Annotated in this window: 24 protein-coding genes; 16 read left to right on the forward strand and 8 right to left on the reverse strand. The window is 47.3% G+C overall.

All coding sequences use genetic code 11. The features are described 5' to 3' along the window. Nucleotide 1: 1 nt before the first annotated feature. From ccoN to KIV41_RS12325, 3 genes are all read right to left on the reverse strand, one after another. On the reverse strand, nucleotides 2-1,411 hold the full coding sequence (gene ccoN, locus KIV41_RS12315; protein WP_252042979.1) for a cytochrome-c oxidase, cbb3-type subunit I: 1,410 nt from the start codon (nucleotides 1,409-1,411) through the stop codon (nucleotides 2-4). A gap of 15 nt (nucleotides 1,412-1,426) precedes the next feature. After that, complete coding sequence (locus tag KIV41_RS12320; RefSeq protein ID WP_285336560.1) at nucleotides 1,427-1,816, reverse strand: cytochrome c; 390 nt, start codon at nucleotides 1,814-1,816, stop codon at nucleotides 1,427-1,429. A gap of 380 nt (nucleotides 1,817-2,196) precedes the next feature. Next, nucleotides 2,197-2,367, reverse strand: a complete 171-nt coding sequence (locus KIV41_RS12325) for a hypothetical protein (RefSeq protein WP_285336561.1) — start codon at nucleotides 2,365-2,367, stop codon at nucleotides 2,197-2,199. Between the two features lie 343 nt (nucleotides 2,368-2,710). On the opposite strand from KIV41_RS12325, the gene KIV41_RS12330 reads away from it, so the two are divergent. Both KIV41_RS12330 and KIV41_RS12335 read left to right on the forward strand, forming a co-directional pair. After that, complete coding sequence (locus KIV41_RS12330) at nucleotides 2,711-3,589, forward strand: DMT family transporter (RefSeq protein ID WP_285336562.1); 879 nt, start codon at nucleotides 2,711-2,713, stop codon at nucleotides 3,587-3,589. Between the two features lie 79 nt (nucleotides 3,590-3,668). Then, the gene (locus KIV41_RS12335) at nucleotides 3,669-4,220 is read left to right on the forward strand and encodes a DUF2301 domain-containing membrane protein (RefSeq protein WP_045386832.1); all 552 of its coding nucleotides are present in this window, start codon (nucleotides 3,669-3,671) and stop codon (nucleotides 4,218-4,220) included. Here the strand turns inward: KIV41_RS12335 and KIV41_RS12340 are convergent. From KIV41_RS12340 to KIV41_RS12360, 5 genes are all read right to left on the reverse strand, one after another. Next, entirely contained in the window at nucleotides 4,217-5,113 is an 897-nt protein-coding gene (locus KIV41_RS12340) for a hydroxymethylglutaryl-CoA lyase (protein WP_285336564.1), read from the reverse strand. The two genes, KIV41_RS12335 and KIV41_RS12340, sit on opposite strands and share 4 nt — an antisense overlap. Then, nucleotides 5,110-5,955, reverse strand: coding sequence for an enoyl-CoA hydratase-related protein (locus KIV41_RS12345; protein ID WP_038886884.1), 846 nt, complete (start codon nucleotides 5,953-5,955; stop codon nucleotides 5,110-5,112). The genes KIV41_RS12340 and KIV41_RS12345 overlap by 4 nt, the downstream gene beginning before the upstream one ends. A 17-nt stretch (nucleotides 5,956-5,972) precedes the next feature. After that, nucleotides 5,973-7,577, reverse strand: a complete 1,605-nt coding sequence (locus KIV41_RS12350; protein ID WP_285336567.1) for a carboxyl transferase domain-containing protein — start codon at nucleotides 7,575-7,577, stop codon at nucleotides 5,973-5,975. A gap of 21 nt (nucleotides 7,578-7,598) precedes the next feature. Continuing rightward, on the reverse strand, nucleotides 7,599-8,768 hold the full coding sequence (locus KIV41_RS12355; RefSeq protein WP_285336569.1) for an isovaleryl-CoA dehydrogenase: 1,170 nt from the start codon (nucleotides 8,766-8,768) through the stop codon (nucleotides 7,599-7,601). 115 nt (nucleotides 8,769-8,883) lie between these two features. Continuing rightward, the gene (locus KIV41_RS12360) at nucleotides 8,884-9,267 is read right to left on the reverse strand and encodes a MerR family DNA-binding transcriptional regulator (RefSeq protein ID WP_009704658.1); all 384 of its coding nucleotides are present in this window, start codon (nucleotides 9,265-9,267) and stop codon (nucleotides 8,884-8,886) included. 290 nt (nucleotides 9,268-9,557) lie between these two features. Here KIV41_RS12360 and KIV41_RS12365 point away from each other — a divergent pair, with 290 nt between their 5' ends. The 14 genes from KIV41_RS12365 to KIV41_RS12430 all read left to right on the forward strand — a co-directional run bounded on the left by KIV41_RS12365 (nucleotide 9,558) and on the right by KIV41_RS12430 (nucleotide 24,996). After that, the gene (locus KIV41_RS12365; protein WP_285336571.1) at nucleotides 9,558-10,769 is read left to right on the forward strand and encodes a thiolase family protein; all 1,212 of its coding nucleotides are present in this window, start codon (nucleotides 9,558-9,560) and stop codon (nucleotides 10,767-10,769) included. Nucleotides 10,770-10,805: 36 nt separating this feature from the next. Further along, nucleotides 10,806-12,299 carry a CoA-acylating methylmalonate-semialdehyde dehydrogenase gene (locus KIV41_RS12370; RefSeq protein WP_285336573.1) on the forward strand — a complete coding sequence of 498 codons (1,494 nt, stop codon included), beginning with the start codon at nucleotides 10,806-10,808 and terminating at the stop codon, nucleotides 12,297-12,299. A 17-nt stretch (nucleotides 12,300-12,316) separates the two neighbouring features. After that, on the forward strand, nucleotides 12,317-13,471 hold the full coding sequence (locus KIV41_RS12375) for an acyl-CoA dehydrogenase family protein (protein WP_285336574.1): 1,155 nt from the start codon (nucleotides 12,317-12,319) through the stop codon (nucleotides 13,469-13,471). Nucleotides 13,472-13,536: 65 nt separating this feature from the next. Then, complete coding sequence (locus KIV41_RS12380; protein WP_270051828.1) at nucleotides 13,537-14,325, forward strand: enoyl-CoA hydratase; 789 nt, start codon at nucleotides 13,537-13,539, stop codon at nucleotides 14,323-14,325. Between the two features lie 8 nt (nucleotides 14,326-14,333). Continuing rightward, nucleotides 14,334-15,458, forward strand: a complete 1,125-nt coding sequence (locus KIV41_RS12385; protein ID WP_285336575.1) for an enoyl-CoA hydratase/isomerase family protein — start codon at nucleotides 14,334-14,336, stop codon at nucleotides 15,456-15,458. Between the two features lie 11 nt (nucleotides 15,459-15,469). After that, on the forward strand, nucleotides 15,470-16,375 hold the full coding sequence (gene mmsB / locus KIV41_RS12390; protein ID WP_285336576.1) for a 3-hydroxyisobutyrate dehydrogenase: 906 nt from the start codon (nucleotides 15,470-15,472) through the stop codon (nucleotides 16,373-16,375). 59 nt (nucleotides 16,376-16,434) lie between these two features. Continuing rightward, nucleotides 16,435-17,193 (forward strand): SDR family oxidoreductase, encoded by a 759-nt coding sequence (locus tag KIV41_RS12395; RefSeq protein ID WP_285336577.1) that lies wholly within the window; start codon nucleotides 16,435-16,437, stop codon nucleotides 17,191-17,193. Nucleotides 17,194-17,822: 629 nt separating this feature from the next. Next, nucleotides 17,823-18,704 carry a ubiquinol oxidase subunit II gene (gene cyoA, locus KIV41_RS12400; protein WP_285336578.1) on the forward strand — a complete coding sequence of 294 codons (882 nt, stop codon included), beginning with the start codon at nucleotides 17,823-17,825 and terminating at the stop codon, nucleotides 18,702-18,704. A gap of 5 nt (nucleotides 18,705-18,709) precedes the next feature. Continuing rightward, nucleotides 18,710-20,746, forward strand: coding sequence for a cytochrome o ubiquinol oxidase subunit I (gene cyoB, locus KIV41_RS12405; RefSeq protein ID WP_285336579.1), 2,037 nt, complete (start codon nucleotides 18,710-18,712; stop codon nucleotides 20,744-20,746). After that, on the forward strand, nucleotides 20,736-21,335 hold the full coding sequence (gene cyoC / locus KIV41_RS12410; RefSeq protein ID WP_285336580.1) for a cytochrome o ubiquinol oxidase subunit III: 600 nt from the start codon (nucleotides 20,736-20,738) through the stop codon (nucleotides 21,333-21,335). Before cyoB ends, cyoC begins: the two co-directional genes overlap by 11 nt. Then, the gene (gene cyoD, locus KIV41_RS12415; RefSeq protein WP_285336581.1) at nucleotides 21,335-21,646 is read left to right on the forward strand and encodes a cytochrome o ubiquinol oxidase subunit IV; all 312 of its coding nucleotides are present in this window, start codon (nucleotides 21,335-21,337) and stop codon (nucleotides 21,644-21,646) included. The genes cyoC and cyoD overlap by 1 nt, the downstream gene beginning before the upstream one ends. An 8-nt stretch (nucleotides 21,647-21,654) precedes the next feature. Further along, entirely contained in the window at nucleotides 21,655-22,527 is an 873-nt protein-coding gene (gene cyoE, locus KIV41_RS12420; RefSeq protein WP_009704649.1) for a heme o synthase, read from the forward strand. 133 nt (nucleotides 22,528-22,660) lie between these two features. Beyond that, nucleotides 22,661-23,677: a GIY-YIG nuclease family protein gene (locus tag KIV41_RS12425; RefSeq protein ID WP_285336582.1), complete on the forward strand. Its 1,017-nt coding sequence runs from the start codon at nucleotides 22,661-22,663 to the stop codon at nucleotides 23,675-23,677. 224 nt (nucleotides 23,678-23,901) lie between these two features. Then, on the forward strand, nucleotides 23,902-24,996 hold the full coding sequence (locus tag KIV41_RS12430; protein ID WP_285336583.1) for an NADH:flavin oxidoreductase: 1,095 nt from the start codon (nucleotides 23,902-23,904) through the stop codon (nucleotides 24,994-24,996). Nucleotides 24,997-25,063: the final 67 nt, after the last annotated feature.

Raw genomic sequence — 25,063 nt, forward strand, 5'->3', positions numbered from 1 at the left:
CTTATGCCTCCTTCGCTACCAGTACGGACGGAGAGCGTACGGTCTTGTACAAGTTGAATGCCATCAGGAACAAGCCGAGCACAAAGAGCGCACCACCAAAGAAGCGCAAGAACAACCATGGTGCTTTAAAGTTCATGGCTTCGATAAAGCTGTATACCAGCTCACCATTCTCGTTCTGAGTGAGCCACATGTAGCCTTCACCAATACCGGCCACCCAAAGTGCGATGGCATAAATGGCAACACCTGCATGGGCAAGCCAGAAGTGCCATTTGATCAGTCGCTTCGACCACAGTTCTGTCTTGTTGCACAGACGTGGGATGAAGTAGTAGAACACCGCAATTCCAGACATGCCCACCCAGCCTAATGCGCCAGAATGAACGTGCCCGATCACCCATTCGGTGTTGTGCGCCAGCATATTGAACCAGCGAATGGCAAGCAGAGGCCCTTCAAAAGTGGCTAAGCAGTAGTACAGAATGGCCGAAAAGAAGAACAAGCAAATATAGTCAGATTTGAGCTTCTCTTTGTTTTGCAGGAGTGTCATCGCACTGTTGAAAGCACCTGCCCAAGACGGAAGCCATAGAATGAGTGACATAATGATGCCGATGTTTTGCACCCAAACCGGTACCGACGAGTAAACCAAGTGGTGCGTACCCGCCCAGGTGTAAAAGCCAACTAAGCCCCAAAAATGGATCACAGACAAACGATAAGAGTAGATAGGGCGATCAGCGGCTTTAGGAATGAAGTAATAGTTCATCCCAATCACACCCGCAGTCAGCAAAAAGCCTACGGCGTTATGACCCCACCACCATTGGACAATGGCATCTTGTGCACCAGCAAAGACGGAATAGGATTTCATCAGTGAGACGGGCATTGCGAGATTGTTCACGACGAAGATCATCGCAATCACGATAATGAAGGCGGCAAAGAACCAGTTTGCTACAAAGATATGGTCTACTTTGCGCTTGGCAATCGTGCCAAAGAACAGCACGGCATAAAGCACCCATACCAAGACGATTAAGACGTCGATTGGCCATTCCAACTCCGCATATTCTTTTGATGTCGTGTAGCCAGCGGGTAGGGTAATAAGCGCCAAGAGCAGAACGAGTTGCCATCCCCAGAATACCATCCAAGACAAGCTCTGGTTGAACAAATTACAACGGCCAGTGCGCTGGGCAATGTAGAGCGAAGTACCCATTAAAATGTTGACGACAAAGCCGTATATCACACCAGATGTGTGTAGAGGTCTCAGACGACCGAATTGGAAATATTGCGAATCAAAGTTCAGAATGGGCCAGTACAACTGCGCAGCTAGAATGACACCGATGATCATCCCCGCAATCGCCCAAACCAACGATGCCAACACAAAATACTTCACAACTTGAGTGTTGTATTGTGTAGTTGTTTGTTCCATAAGAACGCTCCTCGTTTAAGGCTGGGGCTCGTTATCTGACGGTGAATGCTCGTTCCCTAACTGCGAATAATAGTGCGCAATGTCTTCTATATCTTGGTCAGACAGGGCGTCGGCTTGCTGCTGCATGAGTACCGCCAAACCACTGGTCCGCTCCCGCGCTTTGTAATCTTTCAAAGAAGAGATCAGGTAGCTTTTTTTCTGACCGCGTAGGTTTGGATAGGCGTCGATGGTAGAGATGCCGTCAGCACCGTGACATGTCATACATACTTTCGCTTTCTCTTTACCAACCTCAAATTGCTCATCGACTTTGGCGTCAGATGCGAAAGTGAAAGGAGAGAAGCACATCGTGGCGAGGAAAGCCGCCTTTATACCTGTGCTCATGAAATGCGTGTTCTTTAATCTCATCACTGTTTCCCTAGTAAATTGAATGCGTGTTTCACTAACTTGGGCGTTTTATGCCAGCACTTTGCTCATATTGGTAAGGTGATAGTCGGGCACGTCTTTATTGTTGTACGGTAAAGGGTAGCGCGTACTGGCTTTATCGCTATGTACGAGACAAATTAGTTGTAGATTTAATTACTAATACGCACCAATTAAGTGGAATGGACAAAATCATTACCAATACAACTAAAGTGAAAATAGGCGGTTAGCTTTTGATGTTTGAAAGTTGGTGAGTTTTGTTTGATTTGAGTGGGTTTTGCGCTGTTTTAAAAGGATTAAGGAAGTTGAAAACCGCTCTGGCTTTAGCCAGAGCGGTTGGAGAATGAGAGCTCTTCGAAAGAAAACTATCGACCGCGATAGACCATCATGTCATAGACGCGCGTGACAGAAATTGGGTCGGCTTCGATGTAACTTAAGTGAAGGGAGCTAACAAGACTAAACAGTGAGCCCAGTGCGATAGGCGCAATAATAAGCAGGGCAATCAGAATGAAAAAGAGTACGGTTGAATGTCTCATAAAGCACCTCCTGACGACTGTTTTACTTCGTTGTTATTTTAACATTTCGTGCCTAGTTTAGAGTCAGGTTATTCCTTAATCTATTTGAGTTTTTGCCTAAGATTTCAGCGCCGATTTTGATGACATCAAGTCACGAAACAATGATTGGATTTCATAGTAATTTACTCGATGATAACTAAGTCACACTGTATACTGTGCGCGTTTCGCAAACGTTAGCACTCCTCAGTCTAAGTACACATTTAGTTCAGCATTTGCGATGTAAATATAACTATCTAATACACATTAAAATTAATGATGTGCGAACCCTGACGATTGCTTCGCTGGGTCTTTTTTGTGAGTAATTATGCTTAACTCTGAACGCAAAGCTGCATTCGTGCTCGTCGCAACTACGATGATCGCGGCACTAGGGTGGATCTTCTCTAAAGAAACCATTCAAGGTCTTCCACCATTTGGATTTATTGGGCTGCGATTTACCATCGCTTCTTTGTGCTTGTTACCGCTGTGTATCAAGCCGCTTCGTGCTGCCAATAAGAGAGATATTTTTGCCGCGGCAGGCGTTGGTGTGCTTTTGGGAGGCGCGCTGATGTGCTGGATTCATGCTATTTCAATCAGCGACACCCTAGGCGAGGGCGCATTCATCATGAGTTTATCGATGCTGTTTGTGCCAATCGTTGCTTGGGTGATGTTTCGTCAAAGGCCGCAACGCATTTTCTGGATCTCTCTGCCCATTGCTATCATTGGTCTAGGATGCTTATCGCTGGCTGGTGGTTGGCAACAATCTTCTAGTCAGCTTTGGTTCTTGGGAGCCGCTCTCATGCTGGCTTTACACTTCAACGTAAACAGTAAGTACTCGCAGAAATTGCCGGTATTGTTGCTAACGTGTATTCAGCTGTTTGTGACAGGCTTGATTGGTTTACTTATTTCATCTTTGGTGGAGACGGTGCCAACTGAAGTGTCTACGTCTATCTGGATTTGGTTTGCTCTGAGCACGCTCTTGGCAACCAGTTTGCGATATGTGATGCAAACCATGGGACAGAAGTTTGTTCAGGCTGGCAATGCAGCACTGATTATGATCCTTGAGCCGGTATGGACGGTAGTTTTGAGTGTGATTTGGTACGGTGAAGTGCTAACTTCCAATAAACTGGTTGGTTGTGCGCTTATCTTATTTTCGTTGGTCATCTACCGAACTGGTGGCAAACTCCGTTTTCTCAAACGCGCTTAAACTAAACTTATAAAGCCAGTGATAACGTTATTGCTGGCTTACGGGCTCTCTTACTTTCCCTCTGGCAGGACGCTTATTGATGGCAAATACAGAATATCAAGAAACGCTCGATTTACTCGATAAACTTAGTGTCTGCCTTTATCGCCTTGGCATCACCTTGTTTGCTGTCGCACTACTTTGTTTTTCGATAATCGTTTCTGGGGCTATCACTAGCTCGCTATTCGTTTACCAAGCCTCTTTAATTGCACTCTGTGTTGCAAGTGCTCTGTCTGCGGCAAATATCCACGTTTATAACAAACATGTGCGTGCTGCTATCAGTTGGGCATCTTGGATTGGCTTGGTACTGATGGTGAGTGACTTGGAGTTTCAGCGCACTTGGTTAGGGCTAGGCTTTATCTTTGTGACCTTTTCGGGCATTGCACTTAAAGAGTCTTTTTGCTTTAAAGTGCCAGGCTTAAAGATGGTGCCTGTATTTCTCGCAGTCGCAACGTTTGCATTGTGGTTTAACCTTCCAATTCTTGCAGCTATCACTATGTTGTTGGCTGGATTGGTCATGGGCTTCCTGTCTTTTGCTAAATGGCGTATGCCGCTGCATTTCGATATTGGTATCAAAGCGAATTACGAGATCTAACGCTGCTTTAACGCCAGAGAGACTTTAGAGGTCGGCTGGCGGTTTAATTCTTCACTGATCATCCATCCGGCTTTGGCGAGCAGTTCCAAGTCCACGCCTGTTTCTATTCCTAAACCTTGGCAAAGGTAGAGCACATCTTCGGTGGCTACATTGCCTGATGCGCCATGAGCATAAGGGCAGCCCCCAAGCCCTGCCACACTACTATCGATGGTATTGATGCCCATCGTTAAGGCTTGGTAGATATTCGCCAACGCTTGTCCCCATGTGTCGTGGAAATGCACAGCGAGCTTGTCGGTTGGGACTTTTACTTGCACTGCTTCAAGCATTTCAGCGATGCGAATGGGCGTACCTGTGCCTATGGTATCTCCCAGAGAAACCTCATAGCAGCCCAGTTCTTGCAAAAGATTGGCGATTCTAGCGACTTGTTCTGGTTTGGTTGGCCCATCATAGGGGCAATCAACAACGCAAGATAGGTAACCACGAACCGGAATACCATGTTTTGCAGCCAATTCAATCACTGGTCCAAAGCGAGTGAGACTCTCAGCAATGGAGCAATTAATGTTGTACTGACAGAATCCTTCAGATGAAGAAGTAAAAATAGTGACTTGTGTAGCACCGGCTTCTAACGCCTTCTCAAAACCTTGCACATTAGGTGTTAACGCTGAATAGATGACGTTGTGGCGGTGAGTAATATTTTTCATTACCTCCAGCGAATCAGCCATTTGTGGCACCCATTTGGGAGAGACAAAAGAGCCTGCCTCAATGTGGGTGAGTCCGGTATCCGAAAGTAAATCGATTAAGCGGATTTTGGCATGTGTGGAGACAGGTGATTCGTTTTGCAAACCGTCTCTCGCGCCAACTTCAACAATATTTACCTTACTTGGCAATTTCATTCTTTATCCTTATTTGGCTTGAGTGCCCAATCGGGTGTGCGTTTTTCCAGAAAGGCTTGTAAGCCATCTTGTCCATGTGGCGATACGCGGATGTCGGCGATCAGTTGGCTAGTGTATTGGATAAGCTGACCATCAATTGGATTTTGATGACACTGATGGCACAAGTCTTTCGCTTTACGCATTGCATCAGGGCTATTGAGCAGCAACGAATCAATCAAGCTTTCTACCACGGTTTCGATGTTGTCCAGCTTATGAACCTCATGCACAATGCCAAACTTTTCTGCTTTAGCTGCGTTAATCACTTCGGCGCTGAGTATGTAACGACGAGCTTGTCGGTTGCCCATTGCTCGCATGACATAAGGAGAGATGGTAGCGGGTACCAACCCCAGTTTTACCTCACTCAAGCAGAAGTTGGCATTGTCCGCAGCGATGGCAATATCACAGCAACAAATCAAACCTAATGCGCCACCAAAGGCAGAACCTTGCACAACCGCAATCGTGGGTTGAGGGAAGCCATCTAAGGTGTGCATCAAGCGTGCGAGGTTCTGTGCGTCCTCAAGATTTTGTTTTCTAGTGCTGTTTGCCATGGATTTCATCCAGTTTAAATCAGCACCTGAAGAGAAGTGTTTGCCATTGCTGCGTAAAACCAAGCAGCGAACGTCGGTGCGCAAAGCGAGGTAGTCCAGCCTGTGGATCAGCAGATCAATCATGCAGGCATCAAACGCATTGTGCTTCTCTGTGCGATTGAGCGTAAGCGTTGCGACGCCGAATTCATCGACGTTCCAAAGTACTTCGTCTTGTCGCTTTGTATTGGGGATGATACTTGGTTGATGATCCTGCATGTGACGTCCTTTCTTCTCTACATTCTGAATATGCCAAAGTTGCTATCAGGAATTGGTGCGTTGAGCGATGCTCTTAACGCTTGAGCTAGCACCTGACGTGTCTCTTTCGGGTCGATGATGCCGTCATCCCATAAACGTGCGCTGGCGTAGTAGGGATGTCCCTGAGACTCATACAAGTCTACGATAGAATCTCGGAATGCACTTTCTTCTGGTTCTGGCCAGTCTTCACCTTGGCGCTTTTTCACTTCTCGACGAACTTGAGTGAGCACACCTGCGGCTTGTTCTCCGCCCATTACCGAGATTCGCGCGTTCGGCCACATCCACATCATGGTAGGGTCATAAGCACGACCACACATGCCGTAGTTACCTGCGCCGTAAGAGCCACCAATAATCACGGTGAACTTGGGCACATCCGCACACGCAACCGCCATCACCAGCTTCGCGCCGTGTTTGGCAATGCCTTCCGCCTCCAGCTTTTTGCCCACCATAAAGCCAGTGATGTTTTGCAAAAAGAGTAAGGGAATTTTGCGTTTGGCACACAGCTCAATAAAGTGCGCGCCTTTCTGTGAGGACTCTGAAAACAAGATGCCGTTGTTCGCTACAATACCAATTAGATTTCCGTGGATTCGAGCGAAGCCACATACTAAGGTCTTACCATACAGTGCTTTGAACTCGTCAAAGTCCGAGTCGTCGACCACGCGAGCGATGATCTCTCGAACATCAAAAGACAAGCGCAGATTCGCATTGACGATGCCGTACATCTCTTCTGCGTCATAACGTGGTGGCAAGACGGCTTTGTCGCTTTGAATGGGGAGTGATTGATTGGTATTGGAGATAGCTTCGCGTGCGAGTTGCAACGCGTGTTGGTCGTTCTCTGCGTAGTAATCGGCAACGCCAGACTTGCGACAATGCACGTCGGCACCGCCTAATTCTTCATCGGTGACGATTTCTCCCGTAGCGGCTTTTACTAACGGTGGACCTGCCAAGAAGATAGTGCCTTGCTCTTTGACCATGATGGAAACGTCTGCCATCGCAGGTACATAAGCGCCGCCTGCGGTACAAAGCCCCATTACAACCGCGACTTGAGGAATGCCTTGCGCCGACATTCTAGCTTGATTGAAAAAGATACGTCCAAAGTGCTCTTTATCTGGGAAGACTTCCGCTTGATGAGGGAGGTTCGCGCCACCAGAGTCCACCAAATAGACGCAAGGCAGTTCGCAACGTTGGGCGATCTCTTGAGCGCGCAGATGTTTTTTCACCGTGAGTGGGTAATAGGTGCCGCCTTTCACTGAAGGGTCGTTGGCGATTACCATGCATTGAATGCCTTCAATGGTGCCAATACCCGCAACGACACCTGCGCAAGGTATCGACTCTTCATAGACGTTCCACGCTGCGAATTGTCCGACTTCAAGAAACTCGCTGCCTTCATCCAAAAGATGCATGATGCGCTCACGGACGGGCAGCTTTCCTTTCAGGCGTTGGCGGTCGATAGCTTTCTGTCCGCCACCCTGTTTGATGGCTTTGATATTGGCATTGAGGTTGTTTACCAACTCGATCATGACCGCTTTATTCGACAAAAATAGCTCGTCGGTTGGCTTGGTTTTACTTTTAATGATTGCCATAGTGACTTCCTTGTCGGTGGGTTATCGAGATTCTTCGAACAACTCTCGTCCAATCAGCATGCGGCGAATTTCAGAAGTGCCAGCACCAATCTCATACAGTTTGGCGTCACGGAGTAATCGCCCAGTCGCGTATTCGTTGATGTAGCCATTGCCGCCTAACAGCTGAATAGCATCGAGCGACATTTGTGTGGCAAGCTCAGCGCTGTAAAGGATCACGCCAGCGGCATCTTTACGTGTACATTCTCCTCGGTCACAGGCGGCTGCGACAGCATAAACATAAGCTTTGGCGGCGTTCATGCGTGAATACATGTCAGCAAGCTTTCCTTGCACGAGTTGGAATTCACCGATGGATTTGCCGAACTGTTTGCGGTCGTGAACATACGGAACCACTTCGTCCATACAGGCTTGCATGATGCCAAGTGGACCGGCTGCTAATACCACGCGTTCGTAATCCAAGCCACTCATCAACACTTCGACACCACGGTTTAGTTCTCCCAAAACATTCTCTTTTGGAACGACACAATCTTGGAACACCAATTCACAGGTATTGGAGCCGCGCATACCAAGTTTGTCGAGCTTCTGCGCATGGCTAAAGCCTTCAAACTCCCGCTCAATAATGAAAGCGGTGATGCCGCGAGATCCACTATTGGGATCGGTTTTCGCGTAAACCACTAAGGTATCGGCATCAGGACCATTGGTAATCCACATTTTGTTGCCGTTCATCAGAAAGTGGTCACCTTTGTCTTCAGCACGGAGCTGCATGCTAACCACATCAGAACCTGAGTTCGGCTCACTCATGGCCAGTGCGCCAATGTGAGAACCATCGATGAGTTTAGGTAGGTACTTTTCTCGTTGAGCAGGGGAGCCATTGCGAAAGATTTGGTTAACACAAAGGTTGGAATGCGCGCCATAACTGAGCGCGACAGACGCCGAAGCTCGGCTAATCTCTTCCATAGTAACAACATGAGCAAGATAGCCCATGCCTGCACCGCCAAACTCTTCATCAACGGTTACGCCGAGCAAACCCATTTCACCAAACTTGGACCACAAATGATTGGGGAATTGGTTGTCGCGGTCGATATCTGCGGCGATTGGGGAGATATGCTCGGTGGCGAACGCGTTGACGTGGTCTCGGAGCATATCGATGGTTTCACCAAGCCCAAAGTTGAGTGGGGTGTAGCTGCTTTTCATAACATTTCCCTGTTGAAAGTACTGCGGTTATTAGTACGGATAAGGTTCGAGTTACACTGCTTGGGCTTGGAAATTATGGTTATTCTTGTTTGTTTTAGTCGTTACAAGTTTTTAGTTATTGGCTGTTAGTTTTATTGTCGCTCAGCGCTTGTTTGCATCGCTCTTTGGCGGTTTCTAGCTCGTTCATTACAACGCTAATATCATCCAGTTGCTGCTGTAAGTGCGCTTGTTTTTCATCAATGATGGTTAGCATTTTAAGCAGCTGACCATCGCTTTGTTGGGTATCGTACAGCTCGAACAACTCTCGAATTTCCGCAAGCGAAAAGCCCAGTCGCTTACCACGTAAAATCAGCTTGAGACGGATCTTATCTCTGCGTTGATATACGCGAATGTTGCCTTTTCGTTCCGGCTCTATCAGCCCGACATCCTCGTAAAAACGAATGCTTCGGGTCGTGATGTCGAACTCTTTGGCGAGGTCACTTATCTTGAATTTATCCACTCGGCTTTTCCCTCTAATGAATAGTTTTGGCTTCTTAAAATCCCTTCAAGCCTTGAACTAAACGGACTAGCTAAAAGCATGAGAGTAAATTTGTGTTGTTATTAGTGTGTTTCTTTACGTTAACGTAAATGTTAGTGCTATGCTTACGTAAACGTCAAGAAATCACAGTGCGAAAATTCATCGTTTTACGAGAGGCTGGAGTGACAACACATTCTGTGTGAAAGCTCCGTGGTAGCAGGTGTGAGGGATGAATTCGTGAACTGTGAATTATCGTCAGAAGGGACGAGATCATGGGAAACGACATCTGGATTGTCAGTGCAAAGCGAACGCCAATCGGGCGCTTTCAAGGTCAGTTACAAGGTTATTCAGCGCCTCAATTAGGTGCATTTGCTATCAAAGCGGCAATGGATGCGAGTGGTGTTAGCGAAGTCGACGAAGTCTATATGGGGTGCGTATTACCTGCGGGGTGCGGGCAAGCTCCAGCCAGACAAGCGGCGCTAGGTGCAGATCTTCCGCTGACGACAGGCTGTACCACCATCAATAAAGTGTGTGGCTCTGGCATGAAAAGCGTTATGTTGGCTCACGATCTTATCAAAGCGGGCAGCATTCGCAGCGCCATCGCTGGTGGTATGGAAAGCATGACCAATGCGCCGTATCTGCTTAAAGATGCACGTAATGGCATGCGAATGGGTCATCAATCTACCTATGACCACATGTTTCTCGATGGTCTTCAAGATGCGTATGAAGGGCACTTGATGGGCGTCTATGCACAGCAAACGGCTGACCGTTCTGAGTTTACTCGTGAACAAATGGATGAATGGGCGATCCTATCCGCGACAAGAGCATTGGAAGCGCAAGAGCAGCGTCTGTTTGAAGATGAAATCTCGCCGATAGAAATTACGACTCGTCGTAGCACTTCAACATTAGATTATGACGAGCATCCACGCTCCATCAAGCTCGACAAGATCCCTCAACTCAAACCTGCGTTCGATAAGAACGGCTCGGTGACGGCTGCAAACTCAAGTGCGATATCCGATGGTGCTGCAGCCTTAGTGTTAATGGACTCGCAGGTGGCACAGCATCAAGGTTTAACGCCATTAGCAATCATCAAAGGGCACTCGACCCACGCCAGAAAGCCCGCCGAATTTACCCTCGCGCCCGTCTTTGCAATAGAGCAATTGTTATCTCAACTCGATTGGTCAGTAGACGAGGTCGATCTTTGGGAGATCAATGAAGCTTTCGCCGTTATCACGCAAATCGCGGTACGCCAATTAGGCATCGATAAAGACAAAGTAAACATCAAAGGCGGCGCGTGTGCGCTTGGGCATCCAATTGGCGCAAGTGGCGCTCGTATTTTAGTAACCCTCATTCATAGCCTGCGCCAACTGCAATCGCTTGGTGTAGATGGTGACAACAACAATAAAAAGGTGATGCGAGGTGTTGCATCACTTTGTATCGGTGGTGGTGAAGCCACTGCTATTGGTATCGAGATACCGCTTTAATTCCAATTATCGAATAACGTAAAGAAGGACTAGATTATGACTCGCACGGTTCCCTTATTCATCGATGGTGAGTTTCGTGAATCTCAAGCAACGGATTGGGTAGAAGTGACAAACCCTGCCACCAATGACGTGATTGTGCGTTTGCCATGCGCAACGGATGAAGAGATGCATGCAGCAATTGAGAGTGCAAAAGCCACCTTTACCTGTTGGAAAGATGTCGCTGTTTCGGAGCGTGCGCGTTTAATGCTGCGCTACCAACACCTACTGAAAGAACATCATGATGAATTGGCGACGCTGCTGTCTCACGAGACGGGCAAGATCTTTGCGGATGCAAAAGGGGATGTGTGGCGTGGTATCGAAGTGGTCGAGCAAGCTGCCAATATCGCCAGTAATATGATGGGAGAAACCGTAGAGAACGTTGCGACCGATATCGACAGTTATTCGCTGATTCAACCGCTTGGGGTGTGCTGCGGTATTACGCCGTTTAATTTCCCTGCCATGATCCCTTTGTGGATGTTCCCAATCGCGATTGCGAGCGGTAATACCTTTGTCCTTAAGCCCTCTGAGCAAGTGCCTCTCACGTCAATTCGCTTGGCTGAGTTGTTCGAAGAAGCGGGTGCGACAAAAGGTGTGCTGCAAATCGTGCATGGTCGTAAGGAGCAGGTCGACTTGTTGCTGAAGCATCCTGATATCCAAGCCGTTTCTTTCGTTGGTTCTGTTCCTGTAGCGCAATACATTTACACCACAGGCACACAGAACTTCAAACGTGTTCAAGCCTTTGCTGGCGCGAAAAACCACATGGTAGTAATGCCAGATGCGAACAAAAACCAAGTGGTGAATAACTTAGTTGGTTCTTCGGTTGGTGCAGCAGGGCAACGTTGTATGGCGATATCTGTTGCTGTGTTTGTAGGCAGTTCGAAAGAGTGGATTGCCGATTTAAAACAAGAAATGGCGAAAGTGCATCCTGGCGCTTGGGATGATGAAAACGCAGCGTATGGTCCTTTGATCAGTGCACAAGCAAAACAGCGTGTGCTCGGTTTGATTGAAGAAGGCAAACAACAAGGGGCGGTGTGTGAACTTGATGGTAGCCAATGTGAAGTGGAAGGCTTCCTTGAAGGCAACTGGGTTGGTCCAACCTTATTCAGTGGCGTCACCACCGAGATGTCGATTTATACCCAAGAAATCTTCGGACCTGTTTTGGTGTGTATTGAGGTCGACACGTTACAAGAAGCGATAGAGCTCGTGAATCGCAACCCATACGGCAACGGCACTTCCATCTTCACTGCGAATGGTGCGGCGGCGAGAAAGTATCAACATGAGATTCAAGTCGGTCAGGTAGGTGTGAACGTACCGATTCCAGTACCTTTGCCATTCTTCTCGTTTACTGGGTGGCGCGGCAGCTTTTACGGTGATTTGCACGCCTACGGCAAACAAGCGGTGCGCTTCTACACCGAGACCAAAACCGTGACGGCTCGTTGGTTTGATGACGATATCCCAACCGGTCCAAACCTGACTATTAACTTGCGCTAACGAAGTAAGGAGCTCATATGGATTTTGAACTCAACGAAGATCAACGTATGTTTGCCGACACGGCTCAGCAGTTTGCGGCAGAGCGTTTAGCGCCAATGGCAGCAGAGTGGGATGAGAAACAAATCTTCCCGAAAGACATTCTACGAGAGGCAGGAGAGCTTGGCTTCTTGAGCCTCTACACCCCAGAAGAGCAAGGCGGTTTGGGCTTAAGCCGTTTGGATGCGTCTATCATCTTCGAGCAACTCTCGATGGGGTGTACGTCGACCACCGCATTTATGACCATTCACAACATGGTGACTTGGATGGTCGCGAGCTTTGGTAGCGAAGAGGTAAAAGACGCGTTCTGCCCCAAACTTATTACGGGTGACTTTCTCGGATCTTATTGTTTAACCGAGCCAAACGCAGGCTCGGACGCGGCATCTCTGACGACTTCTGCGACTAAGCAAGGTGATAACTACATTCTCAACGGCGGCAAAACCTTTATCTCTGGCGCAGGCGATACTGACGTTTTAGTTGTGATGGCGAGAACCGGCGATGCGGGCGCGAAAGGTGTATCCGCGTTTGTTGTCCCCGCCGATGCAGAAGGGATTAGCTACGGACGTAAAGAGCCGAAAATGGGCTGGAACAGTCAGCCGACACGCGCGGTGACTTTCGATAATGTTTCTATTCCAGCGTCACATCTGCTGGGTGAACAAGGACAAGGGTTTGTGTTCGCCATGAAAGGTTTGGATGGCGGACGCATCAACATTGCTACTTGTTCGGTCGGCACGGCTCAGCAAGCGTTGAATCAAGCGGCGCAGTACATGCAAGAACGTAAACAGTTCGGCAAATCATTAGCTCAATTCCAAGCATTGCAATTCAAACTGGCAGACATGGCAACCGAGCTTGTCGCTGCTCGCCAACTGGTACGTTACGCCGCTAGCAAGTTAGACCGAGGTGACCCAGACGCCACGACTTATTGTGCCATGGCAAAACGCTTTGCAACCGATGTCGGCTTTCAAGTCTGTGACCAAGCGCTGCAGCTTTACGGTGGCTATGGCTACATCAAAGAATACCCAATGGAGCGCTATTTCCGTGATGTTCGAGTGCACCAAATTTTGGAAGGCACCAACGAGATCATGCGGTTGATCATCGCGCGTCGATTGCTCGCAGAAGAGTCCGCATTGTTATAAGTGCAGTCAGCTCTGCTTTTATTCATAAAACTCAGGTCATTTTCATCAAGAAAGGATTCAGAGATATGTCACTAACAGAACAACAAGCGATTCAACATACCATCAGCAATCACGTTGCGGTGGTGACCATGAACAACCCGCCCGCTAATACATGGACGTCACAAAGCTTAACTGCATTGAAAGAGCTAGTGCTAGCGCTAAACGACAATAAAGACGTTTACGCTCTAGTGCTCACTGGGAATGGAGAGAAGTTTTTCTCTGCAGGTGCAGACCTCAAGTTGTTTGCCGATGGCGATAAAGCGGTGGCGTTAGAGATGGCGCGTATCTTTGGTGAAGCCTTTGAAACGCTGTCTGCATTTCGAGGGGTTTCTATCGCTGCCATCAACGGCTACGCCATGGGAGGTGGATTAGAAGTCGCATTGGCGTGTGATATTCGTGTGGTAGAACAGCAAGCCGTGCTGGCACTACCAGAGGCGAAAGTCGGATTACTGCCTTGTGCTGGTGGTACGCAAAACCTAACCGCATTGGTCGGCGAAGGTTGGGCGAAACGAATCATATTGTGCGGTGAACAAGTCGGTGCAGCACAAGCGAGAGAACTTGGCTTAGCAGAAGAAGTGGTGGCAAAAGGTGGAGCGCTTAATAAAGCTATTGAGCTTGCAGAATCAGTTGCCAATCAATCGCCGTCCTCGGTAACCGCATGTAAAGCGCTTATCCAAAACATGCGTTCAGCGCCACTTAAACATGGTCTGATTAAAGAGCGAGAGCTGTTTCTAAACTTATTCGATACCGAAGATCAAACCGAGGGGGTTCGTGCCTTCTTAGAAAAACGTAAACCCAATTGGAAGAATCAATAGGAGGTCGCATGACAGGAAAAGTAACCATTAGCGAAATAGATTGCTTAGACGGCGTGCACCGAATTGGTATCGCGACGTTAGACAACACGGCTTCTTTGAATGCGTTGACTTACGACATGTTGGCAGAGCTCAACGACCAACTTATCGAATGGCAAGATGACCCTGATTTGGTGTGTGTCATCCTCAACGGGGCGGGTGAAAAAGCGTTTTGTGCAGGGGGCGATGTACGAACCATGTACCACGTCATGCACGAAAAAAGCAAAGAAGAAACTGCCGAGTTCTGTTCTAACTACTTCTCGCTTGAGTACGAATGTGACTATCTAATTCATACTTACCAAAAGCCAATCATAGGCTGGGGTGAGGGTATTGTAATGGGCGGCGGCATGGGCTTGTTTATGGGTACTAGCCACAGGGTTGTTACCCCTAAATCTCGCCTTGCGATGCCGGAGATTAATATCGGGCTTTATCCTGACGTAGGTGGTACTTGGTTTTTAAGCCAAATTGATCCGGAGGTGGGCTTGTTCCTCGGATTAACAGGTGCAATAGTTAATTCGAGTGACGCTGTCACTATTGGATTGGCAGAATGGTTGCTATTGGAAGAGCAATACCCAGCGTTGTTAGAAGAATTGAAACAAGTGGACTGGCTATCTGCCGATGCCAAATCGCTTGTCAGTGCGTTACTTCAATTAATGGAAGATCAAGTCATCGACAGTAAGCCGACAACTCAGATTTGCCCTTATCTCGACCAAATTAAAGAAGCCTGCAAAGGCTATGAGTTAAATCAGATTGCCCAACGTATTCAAGCAATGGAGGGCGAGACTCAATGGCTTGAGAACGCACAAAAATCATTTGTTGCGGGCAGTCCGATCACTGCACATATCTGTTTTAGACAAGTCAAAGAGTACCACCGTTTGTCGTTGGCGGATTGTTTCCGTCTAGAGCTAACCTTGTCAGTTCGTAGCGCATTACTCGGTGAGTTTGAAGAGGGTGTGCGCTCTCGATTAGTTGATAAAGATGGCAATCCAAAATGGATGTTTAACAGCGTCAGTGAAGTCGATGAAAGCGTCATCGACACCTTGTTCACTTCTCTTTGGTCAGAAGAGGAACATCCACTTGCACAGCTAGGAAAATAAGGAGAAACAACATGAGTACCATTGCATTTATTGGCTTGGGCAACATGGGCAGTCCAATGGCACAAAACCTATTGGCGTCAGGGTTTCATGTGCAAGTGTTCGATGTGGATGTGAACGCGGCGAAGCAACTTGAACCGTTTGGCGCGGTGGTTGCTAGCACGTTAGAAGAAGCCGTGGATGGCGCGGGAACCATCATCACCATGCTACCAGCAGGTGCACACGTGCGCGCGGTGTACTTAGGGGATTTACACGGTGGTGTCGGTCTGCTCAATATTGTGCAGGACAACGCATTGCTGATTGACTGTTCGACCATCGATCCAGATTCTGCTCGCTTGGTGGCGAACGAAGCTCAGAACAAACGATTGTTGTTTGTCGATTCTCCCGTCTCTGGTGGTGTAGCAGGCGCAAAAGCAGCAACGCTGACCTTTATTGTTGGTGGTTCGGACGAAGCGTTCTCTAAAGCCAATGCGATCTTGCAATACATGGGCAAGAACGTGTTCCATGCTGGTAAAGCGGGCGATGGTCAGATGGCAAAAATCTGCAATAACCTGATGTTGGGCATTTTGATGTCGGGAACCTGCGAGGCGCTCAGTCTCGGTATTGACCACGGACTCGACCCGAAAGTCTTATCCAATATCATGCTGCAAAGCTCTGGTCGAAACTGGGCGTTGGAGCTCTATAACCCATGCCCCGGCGTGATGGACTCTGCACCAGCGAGCAATCAATACAACCCAGGCTTTATGAGCAAGTTGATGCTAAAAGATCTTGGCTTAGGCTTGGATGCGGCGTTGCAAACCAACTCTTCTGTTCCGATGGGCTCTTTGGCTCGTAACCTTTATGCATTCCATAACGCAGCAGGTCATGCAGAACTCGATTTCTCTAGCTTGTTTGAATTCTATAAGAACCAGAAGGGCTAAAAGCGAGATTCCCTATCAGGCGTTTGAGCATGGAAGTTATCCAGTAATGGAGTTCAGATATGGATTTAAAAAACAGTGTCATTGCAATCACAGGGGCGGGGCAAGGGTTAGGGCAGATGATGGCAGTCAGCCTTGCTCAAGCGGGCGCAGATTTAGCATTGCTTGATGTTAACGAAACGGGACTGCTGAATACTCAAGAACAATGCCGGATGCTCAGTGCCAAAGCATTGATCTATCGACTTGATGTCACCAATGAATCTGAAGTAGAGGATACCTTTAATGAGATTCTTCAAGATTTTGGGCAGCTAAACGGCTTAGTTAATAACGCAGGGGTTTTGCGAGACGGGTTGTTAGTCAAAGCCAAAGACGGCGAGATCGCTAAGATGTCGCTTGAGCAGTTCAACTTAGTGATGAACGTCAATGTCACGGGCACGTTCTTGTGTGGTCGAGAAGCGGCAGTCAAAATGATTGAGAGTGGCTCGAAAGGCGCCATCATCAACATCTCCAGCGTGGCGAGAGCGGGCAATATTGGGCAAACCAATTACTCTGCATCGAAAGCTGCCGTCGCAACCATGGCAACAACATGGGCAAGAGAACTCGCCAGATACGGCATTCGCTCTGCGGCTATTGCGCCCGGTGTCGTCAAAACTGCGATGGCAGATCAAATGAAACCAGAAGCCATAGACCGACTGCAAAAGATGATACCCGTCGGTAGGATGGGAGAGACGAGTGAGATTGCTCATGCCGTGAAATACATTCTTGAAAACGACTACTTCACAGGGCGAGTGCTCGAAGTGGATGGTGGGATGAGAATGTAGCATTGATCCATTGGTTTCTGGTAGCGAGCGCTAGTTAAGTAGCGCTCGTTTCGTTTTAGTGAGTTCATTCGATTAACAATTGAACCAAATATCACTCTTAAAAAGCACTTGGTATTAGTCTGGCAAATTGGATTGCCTGAGTAATCATTTACTGCAGAAATGCTATGTAAATAGTATGTGAATTCATAACTATGATACTGATCACGCTTTCCTTAATTCGTACTTTCTAATGTAGCTCACACTCTCGCGCCGAATACGCAACTGATTACTCTTCTCGTTTGGGTTGCTTAAGTTGCTGTATAGAAAAGAATATATGCTGTAGTACGTTAATCTTGTGCACCTGCTTTGCTATTCCTTTATCAATATTAGCTTTCATAAATGGAACGTTAGTTTCCATCTGTGGCTAATGAGCTTTCCTTTTTCCCTCCGCATAATGCGCTCGAATGTAACAATGTATTTCAAAGTGTAACAATAAACTCACGTTGTGAGTGTGGTTTTAACCATCAAGCAACTTGATACCTCCCACCAAGAAGTCCATTGCTGCACAAGCTCAACACAAAAATATTCTAATGACCAAGACAACCAATCGCAGGGCTTGCTCTGTTGTTGGCTAACCATCGAGAAAGTTAATGGAAGCTTCAAGATACAAACGCATCTTAGCGAGGATAAGTTTGGCAGGAACCATTCTTATGCTTTCAGGGTGTAACTCTGCTCTACTTGACCCGAAAGGTAGTATTGGCGTTCAGGAAAAAGAACTGATCATTACAGCGCTTTTACTGATGCTGATTGTCGTGATCCCCGTGATTTTAATGACAATCTATTTTGCTTACCGCTACCGAGAGTCGAACACTGGCGAGGAATACGCTCCAGAGTGGGCGCACTCGACCAAGATTGAAGTGGTGGTGTGGACGATTCCAATCATCATCATCGCGATTCTGGCAACCATCACTTGGCGTTCTACTCACGAGTTAGAGCCATCCAAGCCCATCGCAAGTGACGTCAAACCCATCACCATTGAGGTGGTGTCACTCGACTGGAAATGGCTATTCATCTACCCAGAAGAGAACATTGCGACAGTGAACTATGTGGCGTTTCCGAAAGATGTTCCGGTTCAGTTCAAACTGACCTCAGACAACATCATGAACGCGTTCTTTATCCCGCGTCTCGGTACTCAGATTTACGCGATGCCAGGCATGGTGACCAAGTTAAATCTGATTGCGAACCACACAGGGGATTACAAAGGCTTTGCTTCTAACTACAGCGGTAAGGGCTTCTCGCAGATGAAATTTACCGCAGCAGCAATGGAAGATCGCACTGCATTCCTGAATTGGGTACAGCAAGTGAAAGTCAGCCCTGACCGAATCGAAGACTGGGAGCAATTCCGGGCGCTTGCATCACCAACGGTGGCGGAGCCTGTGAAGATGTTCTCTAGTATTCCACCATTTTTGTTCACCGACGTCGTGACCCAGCATCCGGGTTCAATGAACTGTTTGCCGGAAAATCTAGGATAATCGCAATGTTTGGAAGATTAACACTTGAATCAATCCCTTATCACGAGCCGATTATTGTCGTCACTCTAGCGGTGATCGCGATCGTTGGTTTGGCTGTCGTTGCGGCGATAACCAAAGCGGGTAAGTGGCAATACTTATGGAATGAATGGTTTACTTCGGTAGACCACAAAAAGCTAGGCTTTATGTACATCGCCGTGGCAATGGTGATGTTGATTCGTGGCTTTGCTGATGCAGTCATGATGCGCAGCCAACAGCTGCTTTCTGCGGCAGGCGAGAGCGGTTATTTGCCACCACATCACTACGACCAAATCTTTACTGCCCATGGCGTAATCATGATTTTCTTCGTGGCAATGCCGTTGGTGATTGGTTTGATGAACATCATCGTACCGCTGCAAATTGGTGCGCGTGATGTGGCATTCCCTTACCTAAACAACCTAAGTTTCTGGCTGTTTGTTGTGGGCGTGATCCTCACCAATATGTCACTTGGCTTGGGTGAGTTTGGTCGTACTGGTTGGTTGGCGTATCCGCCGCTGTCTGGTATAGAGGCAAGCCCCGGAGTTGGGGTGGATTATTGGATATGGGCGCTGCAAATATCCGGTGTCGGCACCACACTGACAGGCGTGAACTTCTTTGCGACTATCTTGCGCATGCGTACGCCGTCTATGCCAATGATGAAGATGCCAGTGTTCACGTGGGCTTCCCTGTGTGCCAACATTCTAATCATCATTTCATTCCCAATCCTAACCGTAACCATCGCGCTACTAACGTTGGATCGCTACATCGGTACGCACTTCTTCACTAATGATCTTGGCGGCAACGTAATGATGTACGTCAACCTGATTTGGGCATGGGGTCACCCAGAAGTGTACATCCTGATCTTGCCTATTTTTGGTGTGTTCTCTGAGGTAACGGCAACCTTCTCACGCAAGAAGCTGTTTGGTTACACCTCGCTAGTATGGGCGACCATTGTAATTACGATTTTGGCGTTCGTCGTTTGGCTGCATCACTTCTTCACCATGGGCTCAGGTGCAAATGTGAATGCATTCTTCGGCATCGCCACCATGATTATTTCCATCCCTACCGGGGTGAAGATCTTCAACTGGCTATTCACCATGTACAAAGGGCGTATCCGCTTTACCACGCCGATGATGTGGACAGTTGGCTTCCTGATTACCTTCTCTGTAGGTGGTATGACGGGCGTACTAATGGCGGTTCCGGGCGCGGACTTTGTTCTGCACAACTCCGTGTTCCTGATTGCGCACTTCCATAACGTAATCATTGGTGGTGTGGTATTTGGTTGTTTCGCGGCAATCACTTACTGGTTCCCGAAAGCGACGGGTTTCACCATGAACGAAACATGGGGCAAACGTGCATTCATTTGCTGGATTGTTGGTTTCCTAATGGCGTTCCTACCGCTTTATGCGCTGGGCTTTATGGGCATGACGCGTCGTCTAAGCCAAGATCTTAACCCAGAGTACTTCCCACTGTTAGCAGTTGCTGCAGCGGGTACGGCAGTGATTGCGCTTGGCGTGGTTTGTCAGTTCATCCAAATCTACGTGAGTGTTCGTGACCGCGAGCAAAACCGCGACCTAACGGGTGATCCATGGGGCGGTCGTACCTTTGAGTGGGCGACGTCTTCACCACCGCCGTTCTACAACTTTGCACACCTACCAAAAGGCGATGAGCTAGACGCGTTCTGGTACCAAAAGCAGAGTGGCGAATTCGACCCAAGCAAAGAAGTGGAATACGAACGCATTCACATGCCGAAGAACACACCAACAGGTATCTATGTATCTGCATGGGCATTGGTATTTGGCTTCGCGATGATTTGGTACATCTGGTGGCTAGCAGCAGCAAGCTTTGTCGGCATTATCGTGACGTGTATCCAGCACAGCTACAACGATGACGTGGATTACTACGTTGAAGTAGAAGAAATCAAAGCGATTGAAGCGGAGCGTCGAGCTCAACTTGAAGAAGCGAAGAAAAACGAAGTGAAAGACAACGATAAGAAAGACGATCTGGAGGTGACTTATGCAAGCTAATGTTGCGGTTCACGACCACGATCATCACCATGATTCTGCAGGCATTAAGCTGTTTGGTTTCTGGATTTACCTAATGAGTGACTGTGTATTGTTTGCGACCTTGTTCGCGACTTACGCAGTACTAGAAAGCGGCTCTATTGCGGGTCCAACCGGTAAAGACATTTTCGAACTGCCGTTCGTGTTTGTAGAAACCATGTTGCTGCTGTTCAGCAGTATCACGTTTGGCTTCGGCATGATTGCGATGAAACGCAAAGACGTTGCAGGGTTAAAACGTTGGTTAAAATTGACCTTCTTACTTGGCGCCGGCTTTATCGGGATGGAAGTATACGAGTTCCATCACCTGATTGTTGAAGGCTATGGTCCACAAGAAAGTGCATTCCTGTCGGCGTTCTTCACTTTGGTCGGAACACACGGTCTGCACGTAACCTTTGGTTTGATCTGGCTAGCAGTGTGCTACCACCAACTGTCAACCAAAGGCTTGAACGATAACATGTCGATGCGATTCCAGTGCTTGAGCTTGTTCTGGCACTTCCTAGACATCGTTTGGATTTGTGTATTCACCATCGTTTACTTATTGGGGGTTATGTAATGGAACAACATCTAGATACAGGTGCCTCTGATTACGTAAAAGGCTTTATTGCGTCTCTGATCCTGACCGTGATTCCTTTCTACTGTGTGTGGGCGCAAGTGCTTCCAGATACCGCGACTTATGCCTTGTTATTTGGTTGTGCGATTGTGCAGATCTTTGTGCACTTTAAGTACTTCTTGCACATGGAAGTGAAAACGTCAGAAGGTCAGTGGAACGTGGTGTCACTGATGTTTACCGCCATTGTTGTGTTGATTCTGATCGCTGGCTCGATCTGGATCATCTACAACATGAACGTCAACATGAAGTTGTAGGCTAGGGCATGCTGAAAAGTTATTTGTCTATTACCAAACCGGGCATCATTTTCGGCAACCTGATTTCTGTTGCGGCGGGGTTCTTCCTCGCCGCAAAATCAGAACCCGCTAACTTTCTGTTGTTGCTAACAACGTTAGTTGGAGTGGGGCTTGTGATTGCATCAGGATGCGTGGTGAACAACATTTTCGACCGCGATATCGACCAAAAAATGAAGCGCACGCAAAACCGTGAATTGGTGATGGGAAACATCAACATCGACGCGGCGTTTGTCTACGCTTTGGTATTGTTGTTGAATGGCACAGCGTTACTGTTTCAACTGGTGAATCCGCTCTCGGCTGTGGTTGTACTCTTGGGTTACGTGTTTTACGTCTTCTTCTACACCATGTGGTACAAGCGAAATTCGGTCTACGGCACCTTAGTCGGCAGCATTTCTGGCGCGGTTCCTCCGCTGGTGGGCTACCTTGCTGTGACGAACTACATCAGCTTAGAAGCGATTTTACTCTTCATCATGTTTTGTCTTTGGCAGATGCCGCACTCTTACGCGATTGCGATGTTCCGCATGCAAGATTACCGCGATGCAGGCATTCCTGTTCTTCCCGTTAAAGAGGGCATTACCAAAGCCCATCAACATATGAAGGCGTACGTGGTGGCTTTTAGTGCGGTTGCTATTGGGTTGTTTATGCTGGGTGAAGCTGGATACGAGTATTTAGCGGTCTCAGCAGCGGTGTGCTTTATGTGGACACGGGTGACATTCCAAAAAGTGAATTACAACAACTATATCCAATGGTCCAAAGCGGTGTTTAAGGTGTCGTTATTGGTCGTAATGAGCATCAGCGGCGTGCTTGGTTTAGAGTTGATTCCATTGCCGTTTATTCATTAATTAGTTTTCTTGAGCACCCAGATTTTTAATAGTTTAAGTCAGTTTCAATTTGGAGAGCTTATATTTCGTGAAAGTATTATGAATTCATAAATGTTAGCTTTACACGATAGATAGTTTTACAAATCAAAAAGAAATGACTCAAAAAGAAAAAGGCTATGTTTATATTCTCGAAGTAAAGGACATTGACTTGCCGGTGTGCAAAATTGGAAAAACAACGCGGCATCCAGATACACGGTGTTTAGAGATAAATAGAAGCTCGACTGGCGACTTTAAATGGTCCGTTTTTAGTTTCAAAGCAGTCGATGATTGTAACGGCTTCGAGTCGTTGATTCATAACAAGCTTGCCCCTTTACGACAAAAGGGGCGAGAGTTTTTTAACTTAACGCCAGAAAACGCACTGAAAGCAATAACATCAATATTTCAGAATCAAAGGGACATACACGAAATAAGCAGTGACTCTATCAACGTCGAGAGAGCTAAAACAAAAGATGAAGGTAAAAAAGAATCAGATATAGATGACGATGAGTTATTTAGAGCTTTTGAATCAAAGTTAGGCCTTAGTGCTAGAAAGTTTGGGCAGAAGAATAAGCCTGTTTATGGTGTCAGTGACGGAAACCGAGGTGTTCAATGGAATTTATCAGTCAATAAAATAAACGACCAGATCTGTTTGGGTGTCAACCTAGAAGGTATGAAGTATATAAACTGGCCAATTTCGACGTTTATTCAAAACGAACTAGTTTCGCCATCCATTCAAAACGTTATTCAGGATATCGACGGGGCGAATGAAATATCTATCTGCTTTACGAGAGATGCGTGGCAGGTAACTTCAAGGCCAGAGATAGTTGAAAAGTATATTGGTAAGCGAGCATATACATTCTCTGAGCTGAATACTGAAGTGTGGGAGGCCTTGTTGGCCGAAAGTCTTGAGTGTTTAGATAAGACTTCAAAATATCGTGGTCGGGCTATTCAATCAGTTACATTGGTCGACAAAAATGGCAAGGAAACAGAGAGGGAGATGGGGGTATCACCACATTTAACGATTTGGCTAGAAATTAATCCGGAGTCTCCTTTAGCGAACTTAAATGAAGGCTTTGAAAGGCTAAGAAGTGTCTATGAATGGGTCAGTTCTAAAAGTTGTTCAGATGGTTAAGAAACGCTTTTTTGTAATATAATTGTCAACACTCGTAAATCTCACCAAACCTTAATCCAGATTAAAGTTTTGCCGCAGTTTCGGCGGTAAGGTTCGCGTCGCTCATCGCACTGAACAGAAATTCAGAGAAGGAACAGCCATGCTTTGTGTATCGCTGTTCCTTTTTCGTTCCTGCTCGGTAGTGATGTATAGAACTAAAAAGACAGATTTTAAGAGGACTGGACTTGAGCATTTTGTTTTCAGAAGCCCGCATTGGCAACATGACACTAAAGAACCGCTTTGTACGAAGTGCAACGTGGGAAAATATGGCGACAGAAGACGGTCATATGACCGAGAAGTTGTACGACATTTATGAAGAACTTGCCAAAGGTGAAGTGGGTCTGATCGTTACTGGTTATGCGAACATCGTAGAAGAAGAGAAACCGAACGCGGGCATGATGGGGATCTACAACGACTCTTTCATCGATGAATACAAAAAGCTGACTGACCTTGTTCACGAACATGACGCTAAGATCGTCATGCAGATCGCTTACGGCGGTACAAAAACAACATTCAACGTTGGCGAGCGTGTGATTTTTGCCCCAAGTGAAGTGCCAGAACGCAGCACCAAAACGGAAGGCAAAGCGATGACTCAAGATGAGATTGACTACATCGTTAAAGCATTTGCGCTAGCGAGCAAGCGTGCACAAGATTCTGGCTTTGATGGTGTAGAAATCCACGCGGCGCACACGTACCTAATCAACCAGTTCTTAAGCCCATACTACAACCGTCGTGAAGACCAATATGGCGGCAGTCTTGAGAACCGCATGCGTTTCCTTATGGAGATCTATGCCGAAACACGTAAGCTAGTTGGTGATGATTTCCCAATTCTAGTGAAGCTGACAGCAACGGAATTCTTCGATGGCGGTTTGACGTTCGATGAAACGCGCATTGTTTGTAAGAAGCTAGAAGAAGTGGGCGTGGATGCGATTATCGTATCGGGTAACATTCATGGCAATGCAAGCACCATGGTAGGTGAATCGTTCGACGGTTACATGCTACAAGAAGAAGGCTACTTCCACGAGTACGGACAAGTGATCAGCCAAGATGTAAACGTTCCGGTAATAACCGTAGGTGGCTTAAACGACTTCTGCGCGATTGAAGACTTGGCTGAAAACACCAAGATTCAATTCTTCGCGCTTTCTCGTCCGTTATTGGCAGAGCCACAATTGATCAAGCGCTGGAAAGACGGTAACCGCGCCGAAGTGGACTGCGAACGTTGCTCTAAGTGTCGCACCAAGCGTGGCAACTTCTGCGTGGTTTACAAGCGCAGAAAGTAACGTGTTCTGACGTATAAAGTTTAAAAAGCCCCTGATGCTTAACGTGTCAGGGGCTAATTATATGGTC

This window comes from Vibrio sp. D401a (genome assembly GCF_030248515.1).
GTDB classification, from domain to species: Bacteria; Pseudomonadota; Gammaproteobacteria; order Enterobacterales; family Vibrionaceae; genus Vibrio; species Vibrio rotiferianus.